The following is a 14,686-nucleotide window of genomic DNA, read 5'->3' as shown; positions in this document are numbered from 1 at the left end:
ATACTGACACAAAAAGTCAATTATTGATAAATTCTTCCACACGCTGCCAAACCTTTTCCAACAAATCAGTATCATCCGCATCAAACCATTCAATTTGAGGATATGCTCTAAACCAAGTACGTTGACGTTTCGCAAATTGCCGAGTATGCAAAACTGTTAATTCTTTGGCTGTTTCTAAAGAAATATCACCGTTCAAATATTGCTTGATTTCTTGATAGCCTAAAGTATTCAACAAAGGTAAATCAGTACCATATTTTTTACAAAGATATTCGACTTCATTCACTAACCCATCTGTAATCATTTGCTCAGTGCGTTTGTGAATGCGCTTGTCTAATTTCTCTACCTGAGAATCTAAACCTATCTGCAAAATGGGATAATTTGGGGGATTTTCGCCTTGTTGGGCAGAAATGGGAATACCCGTCACATAAAATACTTCTAATGCGCGTAAAGTTCGCACGGGATCATTGGGATGAATTTTTTGGGCAGCAGTGGAATCAACTTGTTGTAAGATGCCGTAAAGTGTAGTTTGACCGAGAGTTTCTAACTGCGATCGCAATTCATAATCAGGTGCAACTCTCGGAATTTTCATCCCTTGCACAATTGAGCGAATATACAACCCAGTACCTCCCACCAATAACAGTGGAGATACAGCAACAGAATTAATTAAAGCTTGTGCTTGTTCTTGATAGTCTGCCACCGTCATTGTATCTGTTGGCTCGCAGATATCAATCAAATAATGGGGAACTAATTTCTGTTCTGCTAAAGTTGGCTTCGCCGTACCGATATTAAACTCACGATAAACCTGACGGGAATCAGCACTTAAAATCACCGAACCCAACCGCATCGCCAAATTCACAGCTAACCCAGATTTACCCGTCGCCGTAGCACCACAAATCACAATTAATTTAGTCATTAGCCATAACAATTCAAAATTCAAAATTCAAAATTAAAGAGACTTGGGAAAAAATCTCCCTCATCCCCCAGTCCCCAATCCCCAGTCCCTTCCAATCCCCAATTCCTTTTGTGCTAAAATCTTGAGGCATTTTGCTCTTGTGAGACTCAATGCTACAAGCTCTTAATGTCTCTTATCTCAAAATTAGTCAAATTGGAAATATTCCAGGCAATAATCTAAAAAACTTATGGGGTTACATCCCCTCTATAAACTTCTCATAAAATTGCCCTGCAACCGTCATTAAGGCTTTTGTGTTAAAATCTTGGTGTGTTTTTGAATTTTTAGCCTTTAGGCACTTTCAACCCCACGCATCAGGAGAAATTTCATGACGAGCAGTTACAGTGCCGATCAGATTCAAGTTCTGGAAGGTCTGGAAGCCGTCCGCAAACGACCGGGGATGTACATTGGTTCTACCGGGCCGCGAGGACTCCACCATTTAGTTTATGAGGTGGTAGATAACTCTATTGATGAGGCATTAGCAGGTTACTGTACTCACATAGAGGTCGATCTCAATGCTGATGGTTCCGTGTCTGTCACCGATGATGGTCGGGGTATTCCTACCGATACTCACTCGCGGACGGGAAAATCAGCTTTAGAAACTGTATTAACTGTACTACACGCTGGAGGTAAATTTGGCGGTGGCGGTTATAAAGTTTCTGGAGGTTTGCACGGGGTTGGTATTTCTGTAGTAAACGCCTTGTCAGAAGTTGTAGAAGTCACGGTTTGGCGAGACAAAAAGGTTCACACTCAGCGATATGAAAGAGGTGTTCCGGTGACGGAACTCGTCGCCAAGTCTTATAAAGAACCGAGAACGGGAACTTCTGTCAGTTTTAAGCCAGATGCTCAAATTTTTACCACTGGAACTGAATTTGATTATGTTACCCTCGCCAGTCGTCTGCGGGAGTTGGCATATTTAAATGCAGGGGTAAAAATTACCTTTACCGATAACCGTCTAGAATTGCTGAAAAGCGATACGCCGAAAGTTGAAACCTACGAGTACAAGGGTGGAATTCGGGAATATATCGCTTACATGAACCGCGAAAAGCAGCCACTCCATGAGGAAGTGATTTATGTGCAGGGTGAACGGAATAACGTTCAGGTGGAGGTGGCTTTACAATGGTGTACCGATGCTTACACTGACAACGTGCTAGGCTTTGCCAATAATATCCGCACCGTTGATGGTGGTACGCACCTGGAAGGTTTAAAGGCGGTTTTGACCAGAACTTTGAATGCGATCGCTCGCAAGCGGAATAAAATCAAAGAAAATGAGTCTAACCTCAGTGGTGAACACGTCCGCGAAGGTTTGACGGCGGTAATTTCTGTCAAAGTCCCTGACCCAGAATTTGAAGGACAAACTAAAACTAAACTAGGTAATACTGAAGTTAGAGGTATTGTTGATTCTTTAGTCGGCGAAGTCCTGACTGAATACTTAGAATTTCATCCCGGTGTCGCTGACTCTGTTCTAGATAAAGCTATCCAAGCTTTTAAAGCCGCAGAAGCAGCCCGTCACGCACGGGAGTTAGTCCGCCGCAAATCTGTATTAGAATCTTCCCCACTACCTGGTAAGTTAGCAGATTGCAGTTCCCGCGACCCTAGCGAGTCAGAAATCTTTATCGTGGAAGGTGACTCCGCAGGTGGTAGTGCTAAACAAGGACGCGATCGCCGCACTCAAGCCATCCTCCCTCTACGTGGTAAAATCCTGAATATCGAGAAAACTGACGACTCGAAAATCTATAAAAATAATGAAGTTCAAGCCTTAATCACCGCTTTGGGTTTAGGTGTCAAAGGTGAAGAATTCGACGCTTCCCAACTACGTTATCACCGCATCGTGATTATGACTGATGCTGACGTAGACGGCGCACACATCCGCACCCTACTGTTAACTTTCTTTTATAGATATCAGCGATCGCTCATCGAACAAGGCTTTATCTATATTGCTTGTCCCCCATTATATAAAGTCGAACGGGGACGCAATCATGAGTATTGTTATAGCGATCGCGAACTGCAAGACATCCTCGCTAAGTTCCCCGCTAACGCTAACTATACCATCCAACGCTTCAAAGGTTTGGGTGAAATGATGCCTGGGCAACTTTGGGATACCACAATGAACCCCCAAACCCGCACCCTCAAGCAAGTGGAAATTGAGGATGCTGCCGAAGCTGATCGGATATTTACCATTTTAATGGGCGATCGCGTTGCCCCCAGACGCGAATTTATCGAAACCTATGGTTCTAAATTGAATCTCACTGACCTAGATATCTAATCTCAGTATCTTATAACCTGAGTTTTACCTTGTTGGCAATGCCCACCGAACATTTAAAGAGATCAAAAAATCTCTAAAATGTAGGGTGCGTCAGTACGAGAAACCCTAGCCATACCAAGAAATTATTCATTCTGACGCACACTACTAACTCAGATCCCCGACTTCTTTGAGAAGTCGGGGATCTATCCCATCATCATCTTTAATTATGTTGACCTACTGATTTCATCTGAGTAGGTACGGATTAAACGACATTTTTCTTCATAAATATTCATCTTTCTGAACCTGCTCCTACTTATTCCCACGGATAAATCCGCTTACTCTGCGCTACATTGATTTGCGGTCAATTCCGTGTCTCATCAGCAAAACTTGACAGTCTATTTTCTGTGACTCTCAGCATCTTCTTGATATCTTTACAAAATTGCCAATCCACCCAAAGAAACATTTTCGCTGATTAAAATTGTTGCTGATAAAAATGTTTGTTAATATACATAATCATTGATTAATTAAATTATCAGTTTTTTTCAATTCATCTGAATGCACAAAAACCATATTTTGTCAACAGGGTGACAGTATAATTAAAATTTATCCGTTATTGGCTGGGATTAAGTCACAAAAGCCTCAAATTCTCACATTGAGGTCAATTATTCCGACAATCTCAAGCAATAAGTAACCGTTATCAACTGGGTACACCGGAACGGATAAAAAAGCTGGTTGATGCTTTTGCTGCCAGCCTCATAACTTATTTGTTAAGCTGGGAAAAAAAGTTCTAGATGAATCTGCTCAGTCACATCATCTCGGTATCTTCAAAATCCCAGATCACTAGACAAAAACATTTCCCAGGAAAACACGGGATTGGATTTCAAATTTTTTTGCTCAACAGCCACATTGAAAATTAGGTTAAGCTCAAACATGAACACCTAAACTATACTTCTCCTGCACAAGCAGTAGTCATAACCTGCTTCTAACTTGCTCATGTATTCTATTTCATCTTTTCACAGGCAGAATTTAGTGTGTATTCGATAAAGTTTTGCTATAACTAAGCAAATATCTTTCATTACACCTGTCAAATGCCTTTTGAATTGATTAAAATATCGTTGGATACAACAATCAAAGTTTGTCAAGAATTAGAGGGTAGAAATCTCAGCAGTGCGTTAATGTGTGAATAAGACTAAATTCAAATCGCCAACTGCCACCCGGCAAGTTTCCCCCAGCCTTTACTAGCTAGTAAAGGAGTTCTGCACGTAGAAACTTAAGTTTCTCAAGGCAAGAACTATTTCTGTTGGTGTCTTTATTTCTTGGGAAATCAAGCCCCAATTCTCCGGACTGAGTTATTTATGAAGGAAATGTAAAAATGGGTGCGTTAATGCTTCTGGACTCAGTTGATATAAAATACACAGTTTTTAGGTAATTCATGTCTTAGAAAATACCAGAAATTGTGTAAAGGAGGCTTTAAAATCCTGAGAATGTGAAGACAACCCACAGCAATTGCAAAAAGCTTTAGAGAAAATTTAAGGGTATCACTACCATTTTTCAAGACTTTTTGATAGTAGTGGCTTTACCTTGCTTCATGAGTTAATGATTAATACACAAAAAGAGTGCAATTTTTGTGAAACAGGCTACAATCGGAAGAGTCTTTATAAGAAAATATGCCAACAGTCATAATTAATATGTGATGAAGTGGTAAATTTTTTTATCAAGACAAGTCTTGTTAGAGACAAACCAAATAAAAGTGTCTGCCACAGCAACACTTTTGGCTGGTATGGAATGAGTAAGTAAGTCAGCATTAACTGCGACTTTTCACGAGGAGTAAGAAATTTCTCCATTGGCGGGAACTTCCCAAACACACCAGGGAAATCCATCTAAAACCCTATTTTTATTTGTTCACTAGCTCAGTTTAAAAAGAGCAGTCAACAAATTTTGAGTAATTGATTCTGCAAGGAGCATGAGGAACGCGGCATGAACCAGGCTAACAACGTACTCGATAGCATTTATCAGCCTGACCTAGAAATGATGAATCAGCCTGAGATCGAGTTAGAAGACCTCTTAATTGAAGACGAGGAGGACTTACTGCTTACCGATGACGGCGAAATTGATGAGTTTTTAGAGCCTCAGACTGATGAGGACGACGCAAAGTCTGGAAAAGCCGCTAAATCGCGTCGTCGGACACAAAGCAAGAAGAAGCATTATACCGAAGATTCGATTCGCCTGTACTTGCAAGAAATTGGTCGAATTCGCCTGTTACGGGCAGATGAAGAAATTGAATTAGCCAGAAAAATTGCTGACTTACTCGAATTAGAAAGGATACGGGAAAGACTCTCAGAACAGTTAGAACGTGATCCGCGTGATAGTGAATGGGCAGAAGCAGTACAATTGCCATTGCCAGCTTTCCGTTATCGCTTGCATCTAGGTCGCAGAGCGAAAGATAAAATGGTGCAGTCGAACCTACGGCTAGTGGTTTCTATTGCTAAGAAGTACATGAACCGTGGTTTATCATTCCAAGACTTGATTCAAGAAGGTAGTCTGGGTTTGATTCGTGCGGCTGAGAAATTCGATCACGAGAAAGGTTATAAATTCTCCACCTACGCTACATGGTGGATTCGTCAGGCTATCACCAGAGCGATCGCCGATCAATCCCGGACTATCCGCCTACCAGTCCATCTCTACGAAACCATCTCCCGCATCAAGAAAACCACCAAATTGCTGTCTCAAGAAATGGGACGCAAACCCACAGAAGAAGAAATCGCAACTCGTATGGAAATGACTATCGAGAAATTGCGGTTCATCGCTAAATCTGCTCAGTTGCCCATTTCCCTAGAAACACCCATTGGTAAAGAAGAAGATTCTCGCTTGGGTGATTTTATTGAATCTGACGGCGAAACCCCAGAAGACCAAGTTTCTAAAAATCTGCTCCGGGAAGACTTAGAAAAAGTCCTCGACAGCCTCAGCCCCCGTGAACGCGATGTCCTCAGACTACGCTATGGTTTAGATGACGGCCGTATGAAAACTTTAGAGGAAATCGGACAAATTTTCAACGTCACCCGCGAAAGAATTCGTCAAATAGAGGCAAAAGCACTGCGGAAGTTACGCCATCCCAATCGCAACAGCGTACTTAAAGAATACATTCGCTAGTCAAAAGCCAAAATTCATCTAGAGACGTGATGAATCGCGTCTAAAAAACAATAAGAACCTGGGATATAGATAAACTCCCAGGTTTTTTTGTTTAACTCTTTAGTATGCCTAGGCAATCTGACACTTAAAAATTACAGAATACCCCAAAAATGTAGGAATCCTTGACCGGAAAACAGTTCAATCAATACAGCTGCTAAAAAGCCAATCATTGCCAAGCGACCATTCCAAATTTCTGCTTGGGGGGTAAAGCCCCAACGCCAAGCGTTACGGTCTTCGATGACTGGAGCTGTAACTTTGGTTGTGTCTGTCATGGTTGCCACTCCAAACTGAATTTTCTAAGGATTGTTGTCTTATGTAAACTAATATAACAATATTTTTCTAAATTGCAACATTTATTTATATTCTGGTTGCCATAAACTCAATGCTATTGTTAGGGAAAATTGATAAACAGGCTCATACATCTATCTTTTGGCAGAAGGATGTCAGATAAAAGCGACCACCCAGAAATAGATAGTTGTATGAATAAATATAGATATTGCTATTATTTATCAATTATTTTAGCACAAAATTTGCTCATAGCTGGCTGTATTCTCAATTAAAGTAAGGCGATGCACAGCCAAAAACATCAAAATCAGGGTCTGAGAAACTTGTAAGCAATGCCCACCTGACAAATTGTATTAGGAATAATTAGCATTAACCATGTAACAATCAGATCCCCGACTTCTCAAAGAAGTCGGGGATCTATTGCGTAATTAGGGACTTCCAGAGCAAAAAACATCCAAAATGTCGGGTGCGTCAGTACGAGTCACCCTAGCTATACCAAGAAAATATTCATTCTGACGCACCCGACTAACAGTCAATCTGTTAACTTCTAGCTGAGTGGATGCTCACGATGAGCGCACAGGGACGACATTCATCACTTTTTCATCACGGTTGAGTTGCAGGATGCTTTCACCTTTATTGTCTCTGGTCAAAATAGGTATACTATCTGTGGGGATTCGCACCACTCGCTCTTTATTGGTCACTAGAGCCACTTCGGAAGCTGCGATCGCTCCTACCATACCCGCTAGATTATCTGTTTGGCTAGCAAATTTTAAGCCTTGCGTTCCTAAATCACCACGATTCGCTGTTTTTAGCTGATTAATAGGTAAGCGTTTGGCGTAACCTTCTTCTGTGACTAGCAATAAATGATCAGCTTCCGCCGAACTCACACACCCTACCATTGGTTGATGTTTCAGTACACGTAATGCTTGTAAACCCATCGCTGTTCTACCCATAATGGGTAATTGTGCCTCATTCACTGGGAAGCGTAACAACCGCCCACCAGAACTAGCTAAAATTAAATGCTCTCCTGGCTGAGTCAACTGAGTTAATAACAACTCATCATCATCTTTGAGTTTGATAATTGTAATTCCCCGTCTTGTCAGGTTAGTTAGTTCACTCAAAGACAGACGCTTAATTCTTCCCTGCTTCGTCAACAGAACTATCTGCTGAGTTTCTAAATCTTCTGGCAGTACAAACCGACTGACTACCGCTTCTTGTGTACCTTGGGCGGTACTTGTCAACATGGTAATTAATGGTGTTCCCCGTGGTGAACGTGTAGTAGTGGGGGGAATATCGCCTATTTTCACCGGGTAGAGTTTACCACCACTGGTGAGTACAAGTAAATCTTTATTGGTGTCGGTCAATTCGGTTTGAATGATGAAGTCATGATCATTTAAACCATTTTCTAGTTTTGACTTTCTCCCGGAGAGGGGAAGACGACGTACATACCCCCGTTGAGTCAATTCTAAGGTGACATCTTCCGCCGGTGTAGTAACTTCCGGTTCGACTTCAGCTAAGGTGGGTTTTTTTTGTCTGCTGGTGGTTTCGCTTTTGGGTAACTCCTCTGGAATATTCGTCCCTATCTTGGTACGACGCGAATCGCCGTACTTGCGCTTGAGCGATCGCAGGTCTTTTTTCAAAGCTTTCAATAATTCTTTGCGATCGCTCAACAATTTTTGCAGTAAAGCGATTTGTTGCCGCAGTTCCTCAAACTCACGCTGTAAATTTTGCTGTTCTAAACTGGTGAGGCGACGTAATGGCATCGCTAAAATAGCATCAGCCTGATTTTCGCTTAAATCCAGGCGACTACACAAACTGATTTTCGCCGTGCTACCATCGGCGGCTTGTCGCAAAATTGTAATTACCTCATCGACATCAGACAAAGCGGTGAGTAATCCTTCGACTGTATGTAGCCGACTTTCTGCTTTACCTAATTCATAACTATAACGACGGTTAAGTGTTTGTTCTCGGAAATTTAAAAACTCTAGTAAAAGTTGGCGTAAACTTAACTGGCGTGGTTGTCCATCGACTAAAGCTAAAAGAATTGCCCCAAAATTAGATTGTAAAGCGGTTTGGTGATACAAATGCTGTAGCACTTCTTGGGGGTTGGTATCGCGTTTGAGTTCGATCACAACTCGCATCCCTTCGCGATCGCTTTCATCCCGAATGTCAGAAATACCTTGCAAACGACCTTGATTTACCAAATCAGCCACTTTTTCAATCCAGCCGGCTTTATTAACTTGATAAGGTAACTCAGTCACCACAATCGCCGTCCGCCGCTTGCTACCTTTACCGCCGGGAATTTCTTCAACTGTGGCGACTCCCCGTAACATAATCCCACCCTTGCCGGTAATGTATGCGTCTCGAATCCCCGCATCCCCGACTATTTCCCCACCCGTGGGAAAATCTGGCCCTGGTATTAACTCTAATAACTTCTCATCTGGTAAATCTGGCTGATCAATTAGTGCAATTAAGCCATCCACAATTTCCCCTAAATTATGGGGAGGGATATTCGTCGCCATGCCCACCGCAATTCCTGCACAGCCATTCAGCAACAGAAAGGGTAATTGAGCCGGTAAAACTGTGGGTTCTTGCTGCGAATTATCGAAATTACCGACAAATTCTACTGTTTCTTCGCCGATTTCTGTCAGCATCCCCTCATGGCTAATCGGTGCAAGACGGGTTTCTGTGTAGCGCATCGCCGCCGGGGGGTCATTATCCACGCTGCCAAAGTTACCATGTCCAGCTAGTAAGGGATAACGACTGGAAAAATCTTGCACCAGTCTGACTAAAGCATCATAAACCGCTTGGTCGCCATGAGGGTGATATTTACCTAAGACATCCCCCACCACACGGGCGCATTTGCGGTAGGGTCTATCCGGTGTCAAACCTAATTCGTGCATCGCGTATAAAATCCGCCGATGCACTGGCTTTAAACCGTCACGAACATCTGGTAATGCTCGTCCGACAATCACACTCATGGCATATTCTAGGTAAGACCGTTGCATCTCGGTATGCAGGGCCGTTGTGATTACCTGTCCCGTTGCGAGAAGGTTTAACTGTTTTGCCATGAGTTTTTTCCCTGAGATTTAACTACACAAAAGTTGCTGGTGCTAAACATTGCAGCAAACACAGCATAACGGATGAAATGGGATTCCTTACACAATCTTGATTATCACCGAAGTAAAAGCCGTAGTATTATCCTTGATGACTCCGATGTATATAGATTATTAAAAAGGAGACAGTTTAGTGTGTCATCGACTGGTAATCAACCCTTGCTGCTCTAGGTTGCCTATAGTTGTGTAACCATAATTTGATTTGAAATTTAGAATTGGTGTTTCCCCCTCACGTTTGTAAATAAAATTCTCATGAAGACTGTTTTGATTGTCGAAGATGATTTGATTAACGCTCGTGTTTTTTCTAAGATTTTGACTAAGCGGGGTGGTTTAGGTGTTAAACATACTGAAAATGTGGAAGAAGTAATTCAAATCGCCCAGTCAGGAGAAGCAGACTTGATTTTAATGGATGTTTCTCTCTCTAGAAGTGTTTATCAAGGTAAGTCTGTTGATGGTATTAAGATTACCCAGATGTTAAAGGCTGATCCACAAACAGCAAATTTACCTGTAATTTTAGTCACAGCACACGCGATGGAAGGCGATCGCGAGAACTTTCTCAAACAAAGTGGTGCTGATGACTACATCTCTAAACCTGTTGTAGACCATCAACAGTTCGTTGACCAAATCATGGCACTTCTCCCCACAGACAACAGCTGAAAACTTTAGACATTCTCTGCGGAATATTCACCAGTTGGTGTTATTGGCGAACATTTTCCTCTGTTAGTATATATGTACTACAGTATAGTGTAATTGGCAACTAGGAAAATCATCTGGTAAAAAAAGCGGAGCTGTAAATGCTCCGCTTATAAGTTATCAAGTAAGTTTTAGCGGGAATCTAAGGCGGCTTGAATCCGGGGTAATTCCAAGAATTGTTTCGCATCAGCAAGTAAGCGATCGCCCCACAGATTTTCTTTGAGAAAATCCAAATCAGCATAGCGTTGATCGATGCGAAGTGCATTTTCACCTAAAGTCAAACCTTGTTGGCGATCGCCTTTAGTGTATATTGCCACAGCCATTGCTAATAATGGTTCGGCTGCTTGTTTATCTAGAGAAACAGCCGTTTGCCATTGCTGAATGGCTGCTTGCACATTACCCTGTTCATATTGGATTAAGCCGATGTTATTAACTGCGGGCCAAAATTTATTGTCTTGTGCCACAGCTTTATTATATTCGGCGATCGCATCTGTCAGTCTGCCCACCATATAGTAGGCATTACCCAAATCAAACAAACCTTCTGGGTGATTGGGTTTTAACCTCAAGCCAGCTTGGTAATTGTCAATTGCTGTGGTATATTTTTTTTGTTGAAAATTAGCCGAACCCAAAGCAAATAAAATATCGGCATTTTTCGGATTGAGAGTATGGGCTTGAGTTAAGGCTGCGATCGCGCCATCATAATCTTTGGTTTGCAAATACAAGCCACCCAAGAGAAACCAAACTTTATCATTTTTAGGAGCTAGTTGGCTAGCTAGTCGCGCTCGTGGTATAGCCAACTCATACTGCTGAAACTGCCCTAATTGGGCTGCTTCTTGTGCTAAACTTAACCCTTGCTTTTCTAGCTTATCCGTATCTAGTTGCACAGTATGAGGTATCAAAGCCTGGGCTTGAGCAGTTTTTGGCACACTCCACAAACCACAGACGAGTAAAAGAGAAATTAACCGAAAGTATTTAGGCACACTACCGCCTCTTAAACCATATATCAATAATCTTTCAGCTAGCTTAAACGATATCCGCTTGAGGTGGCAGGCCAATTTTACAGTCGTTAGCACTGGAGGAGCGGAGGAGCGGAGGGAGACGACTTTTACCCAACTATCAACCATCAACCATCAACAGTCAACAACCAACAATCATGACTTTTTCTGAAATGTTTGAACACTTCACCGGAAAATTAAAGGCATAAACAACTGATAAAGGCTAGGATAGTGTAGAATCAGCAACTTTTATCATGATTATGCGTCTAAATGTTTAATTGGCAATAAAAATTTATTTTCCCCCCCAGAGTTTTAAAATCTTGAGATAACTGTTCTTACCTGTTAATTAAGACCACCAAAAATTTTCATAGGCAACTACTGATGATTGCGTACATAGAAGTTCCCATTATTGGCAAAGTTAAATACCCAACCCGGTGGCTAGTGGGATTGTTAGCGGCGGGAGCTTTGGTTGTGGGTACAACGAGCTACACCATTGTCAATCAAAGAGCTAACAAACAAGACGTAACGCAACTAACCGTACCTGTAGAAGCCAAAAATGTAACTTTGCGGATTACTGCCAGTGGGAAAGTAGTTCCAGTTCAAAGTGTAAATATTAGTCCGAAAAACCCAGGCGTACTAGCACAATTATATGTAGAACAAGGCGATCGCGTGCAGCAAGGACAAATTATCGCCAGAATGGATGTAGGTGATATCCCCGCCCAAATTGCTCAATACCGCGCTAATTTAGCACAAGCACAAGCCCAGCTAGCCCAAGCCCAAGCAGGTAATCGTCCCCAAGAAATCGCCCAAGCTAGAGCGCGTTTGGCACAGGCACAAGCCCAGTTAGCCGAAGCCCGTGCCGGTAATCGTCCCCAAGAAATTGCCCAAGTCCAAGCCCAAGTAGATGCGGCACGCGCTAGGGTAAACTATACATCTGAACAAGTAAAGCGTTATCAGTATCTTTACCAACAGGGAGCAGAGAGAAAACAATTACTCGATCAAGCGATTAGCGAAGATAAAAGCGCAAAAGCGAATTTGGCAGAAGCACAAAAACGATTGTCGCTGCTGGAAACTGGGACTCGTAGCGAGGTAATCACAGCTAGAGAAGCAGCTGTCATCGAAGCCCGCGCCGCCTTGGTACTATTGGAAGAAGGTAGCCGTGTTGAAGAAATCGCCCAACGTCAAGCCGCAGTCAAAGCGGCTCAAGCCCAGTTAGCAGCAGCAGAAGTCAGACTACAAGATACAATGATTCGCGCGCCCTTCTCTGGGGTTGTGACTCAGAAATACGCCAACATTGGGGCTTTTGTCACACCCACAACTTCAGCTTCTACCAGTGCATCAGCTACTTCGAGTTCAATTGTGGCTGTAGCCAAGGATTTGGAAGTTTTAGCGCAAATTCCCGAAGCAGATATTGGTAGAATTCAACAGGGACAGCAGGTGGAAATTGTGGCTGATGCTTACCCTGATGAAGTGTTTAAAGGTGAGGTGCGTTTGATTGCACCAGAAGCGGTTGTAGAACAAGGTGTGACATCCTTTCAGGTGCGGGTAGCTCTGAAAACAGGTACAGAAAAATTACGTTCTGGCTTAAATGTCGATCTTACCTTTTTGGGCGATCGCGTCAATGATGCTGTGCTAGTGCCAACGGTGTCAATTTTGACAGAAAATGGCAAAACTGGCGTACTTATACCGGATGCGAAGAATAAACCCCAGTTTCAGGAAGTCACCATTGGCGCACAAATCCAAGACCAAACGCAAATTTTATCAGGTATAAAAACAGGCGATCGCGTGTTTGTGGATTTGCCAAAAGATTACAAACTGGAGAAGGAGAAAAAAGAGGGTAATTAATGAACCTGCTAGAAAGTATGCAAATGGCAGGTAAAACCCTGCTGTCTAATAAACTACGTACCGCCCTGACTATGTTGGGTATTGTCATCGGTAACGCTTCGGTGATAGCGATGATCGGAATTGGTGAAGGCGGACAAAGATTCGTACAACAACAGTTAGAATCTTTAGGGCCGAACGTACTGTTTATTATTCCAGGTAATCAGGCAACTCAACGGATTTCTAGAGAAGTACCAAAGACTTTGGTATATGAAGATGCTAACGCGATCGCTACCCAAGTACCAACCATCGCCGACGTGACTGCGGAGTTAAACAGTAGGCAGGTTGTCACCTACAGTAATCGCAACACAGATGTCAACATTATTGGCACAACCCCCAACTTTTTAATCGTGCGGGATTTTGAAGTCGCCCAAGGGCGGTTTTTTGGCGACGTAGACATGAAGCGCAGTAATCAAGTTGCCGTATTAGGGGGAAAATTAGCTAATAGACTCTTTGGTAATAGTAACCCCGTAGGTCAACAACTGAGAATTAAGAATGCTAGCTTTCAGGTGATTGGAGTATTAGAAACCAAAGGCTCAAGCTTAGGCGTTGATTATGATGATGCAGCCTTGATACCCGTGTTCACAATGGCTAACCGCATTGTTGGGCGCACATCTCCCTATGGGTTGGAGTTAAGTTATATTGTAGCTTCCGCCAACAATGCCGATAGCGTAGATGCAGCCGTATTTCAAATCACCAATTTACTGCGACAACGCCATAAACTCGTCGGTGAAGATGATTTTACTATCCGTACTCAAAAAGATGCTTTGCAAACAGTCGGACAGATTTCTGGTGCATTAACAATCATGCTAGCTGCGATCGCTGGCATATCTCTGTTTGTCGGTGGTATTGGTATCATGAATATTATGCTAGTTTCCGTCACCGAACGCACCCAAGAAATTGGACTACGCAAAGCCATTGGCGCGACAGAACAAGATATATTACTGCAATTTATCATTGAATCTGTAATTGTCTCTGCCATTGGTGGCTTAGTTGGAACTGCCGTTGGTGTCAGTGGCATTATGTTAGTAGGAGCTATAACACCCCTAGAAGCAGCAATTTCTCCCGTAGCCATTATGACGGCTGTAGGTGTTTCCGGTGGCATTGGTTTATTTTTCGGTGTCGTTCCCGCCCGTCGTGCTGCTAAACTCGATCCAATTGTGGCACTCAGAAGCGTTTAGTAAGGGTTGAGCATTGCTAAACCCCCACCCAGGTATTTGTATCTTCAAATGGTATTGCTTGAAGACGGGGAGATATTCGCCAAGTAATTAATTAAATCACTTTGGCTAGTAAAATCTAACAAAGCCTCAGCTAACTCCTCTAATTGAGTGAC

The 14,686-nt window shown here is 42.6% G+C and carries 10 protein-coding genes; 5 read left to right on the top strand and 5 right to left on the bottom strand.

Translation table 11 applies throughout. The features are described 5' to 3' along the window. Positions 1-16: 16 nt before the first annotated feature. Positions 17-913 (bottom strand): tRNA (adenosine(37)-N6)-dimethylallyltransferase MiaA, encoded by an 897-nt coding sequence (gene miaA, locus A3775_RS08025; RefSeq protein WP_066424561.1) that lies wholly within the window; start codon positions 911-913, stop codon positions 17-19. A gap of 364 nt (positions 914-1,277) precedes the next feature. On the opposite strand from miaA, the gene gyrB reads away from it, so the two are divergent. Both gyrB and rpoD read left to right on the top strand, forming a co-directional pair. Beyond that, positions 1,278-3,215, top strand: a complete 1,938-nt coding sequence (gene gyrB, locus A3775_RS08020; RefSeq protein WP_066383860.1) for a DNA topoisomerase (ATP-hydrolyzing) subunit B — start codon at positions 1,278-1,280, stop codon at positions 3,213-3,215. A 1,956-nt stretch (positions 3,216-5,171) separates the two neighbouring features. Then, positions 5,172-6,344, top strand: a complete 1,173-nt coding sequence (rpoD, locus tag A3775_RS08015) for an RNA polymerase sigma factor RpoD (RefSeq protein ID WP_066383861.1) — start codon at positions 5,172-5,174, stop codon at positions 6,342-6,344. A gap of 131 nt (positions 6,345-6,475) precedes the next feature. On the opposite strand, the gene A3775_RS08010 is transcribed toward rpoD, so the two are convergent. Together A3775_RS08010 and gyrA are read right to left on the bottom strand one after the other, a co-directional pair. After that, a complete protein-coding gene (locus A3775_RS08010; protein WP_066383871.1) occupies positions 6,476-6,655 on the bottom strand; it encodes a chlorophyll a/b-binding protein in 180 nt (59 codons plus the stop codon). 576 nt (positions 6,656-7,231) lie between these two features. Beyond that, positions 7,232-9,739, bottom strand: a complete 2,508-nt coding sequence (gene gyrA, locus A3775_RS08005) for a DNA gyrase subunit A (RefSeq protein ID WP_066383872.1) — start codon at positions 9,737-9,739, stop codon at positions 7,232-7,234. A 297-nt stretch (positions 9,740-10,036) separates the two neighbouring features. On the opposite strand from gyrA, the gene A3775_RS08000 reads away from it, so the two are divergent. Beyond that, entirely contained in the window at positions 10,037-10,441 is a 405-nt protein-coding gene (locus A3775_RS08000; RefSeq protein WP_066383873.1) for a response regulator, read from the top strand. 167 nt (positions 10,442-10,608) lie between these two features. Here the strand turns inward: A3775_RS08000 and A3775_RS07995 are convergent, their stop codons facing one another. Continuing rightward, complete coding sequence (locus tag A3775_RS07995; protein WP_066383880.1) at positions 10,609-11,457, bottom strand: tetratricopeptide repeat protein; 849 nt, start codon at positions 11,455-11,457, stop codon at positions 10,609-10,611. Between the two features lie 396 nt (positions 11,458-11,853). On the opposite strand from A3775_RS07995, the gene A3775_RS07990 reads away from it, so the two are divergent. Both A3775_RS07990 and A3775_RS07985 read left to right on the top strand, forming a co-directional pair. Beyond that, positions 11,854-13,317: an efflux RND transporter periplasmic adaptor subunit gene (locus A3775_RS07990; protein WP_066424473.1), complete on the top strand. Its 1,464-nt coding sequence runs from the start codon at positions 11,854-11,856 to the stop codon at positions 13,315-13,317. Continuing rightward, entirely contained in the window at positions 13,317-14,534 is a 1,218-nt protein-coding gene (locus A3775_RS07985; RefSeq protein WP_066424471.1) for an ABC transporter permease, read from the top strand. Before A3775_RS07990 ends, A3775_RS07985 begins: the two co-directional genes overlap by 1 nt. Before the next feature lie 44 nt (positions 14,535-14,578). On the opposite strand, the gene A3775_RS23475 is transcribed toward A3775_RS07985, so the two are convergent. Further along, positions 14,579-14,686: DUF4351 domain-containing protein (locus tag A3775_RS23475; protein WP_156481580.1), on the bottom strand; the 108-nt coding region annotated here is incomplete at its 5' end.

It is taken from the genome of Anabaena sp. 4-3, from assembly GCF_001597745.1.
Lineage (GTDB): Bacteria > Cyanobacteriota > Cyanobacteriia > Cyanobacteriales > Nostocaceae > Trichormus.
Note: the sequence above shows the minus strand (reverse complement) of the source record. Positions and strands in the feature narration are given on the sequence as shown.

Bases quoted from the DNA above. Each gene is read 5' to 3' on its own strand.
- miaA (WP_066424561.1), bottom strand. From the start codon at position 913: ATGACTAAATTAATTGTGATTTGTGGTGCTACGGCGACGGGTAAATCT.
- gyrB (WP_066383860.1), top strand. From the start codon at position 1,278: ATGACGAGCAGTTACAGTGCCGATCAGATTCAAGTTCTGGAAGGTCTG.
- rpoD (WP_066383861.1), top strand. From the start codon at position 5,172: ATGAACCAGGCTAACAACGTACTCGATAGCATTTATCAGCCTGACCTA.
- A3775_RS08010 (WP_066383871.1), bottom strand. From the start codon at position 6,655: ATGACAGACACAACCAAAGTTACAGCTCCAGTCATCGAAGACCGTAAC.
- gyrA (WP_066383872.1), bottom strand. From the start codon at position 9,739: ATGGCAAAACAGTTAAACCTTCTCGCAACGGGACAGGTAATCACAACG.
- A3775_RS08000 (WP_066383873.1), top strand. From the start codon at position 10,037: ATGAAGACTGTTTTGATTGTCGAAGATGATTTGATTAACGCTCGTGTT.
- A3775_RS07990 (WP_066424473.1), top strand. From the start codon at position 11,854: ATGATTGCGTACATAGAAGTTCCCATTATTGGCAAAGTTAAATACCCA.
- A3775_RS07985 (WP_066424471.1), top strand. From the start codon at position 13,317: ATGAACCTGCTAGAAAGTATGCAAATGGCAGGTAAAACCCTGCTGTCT.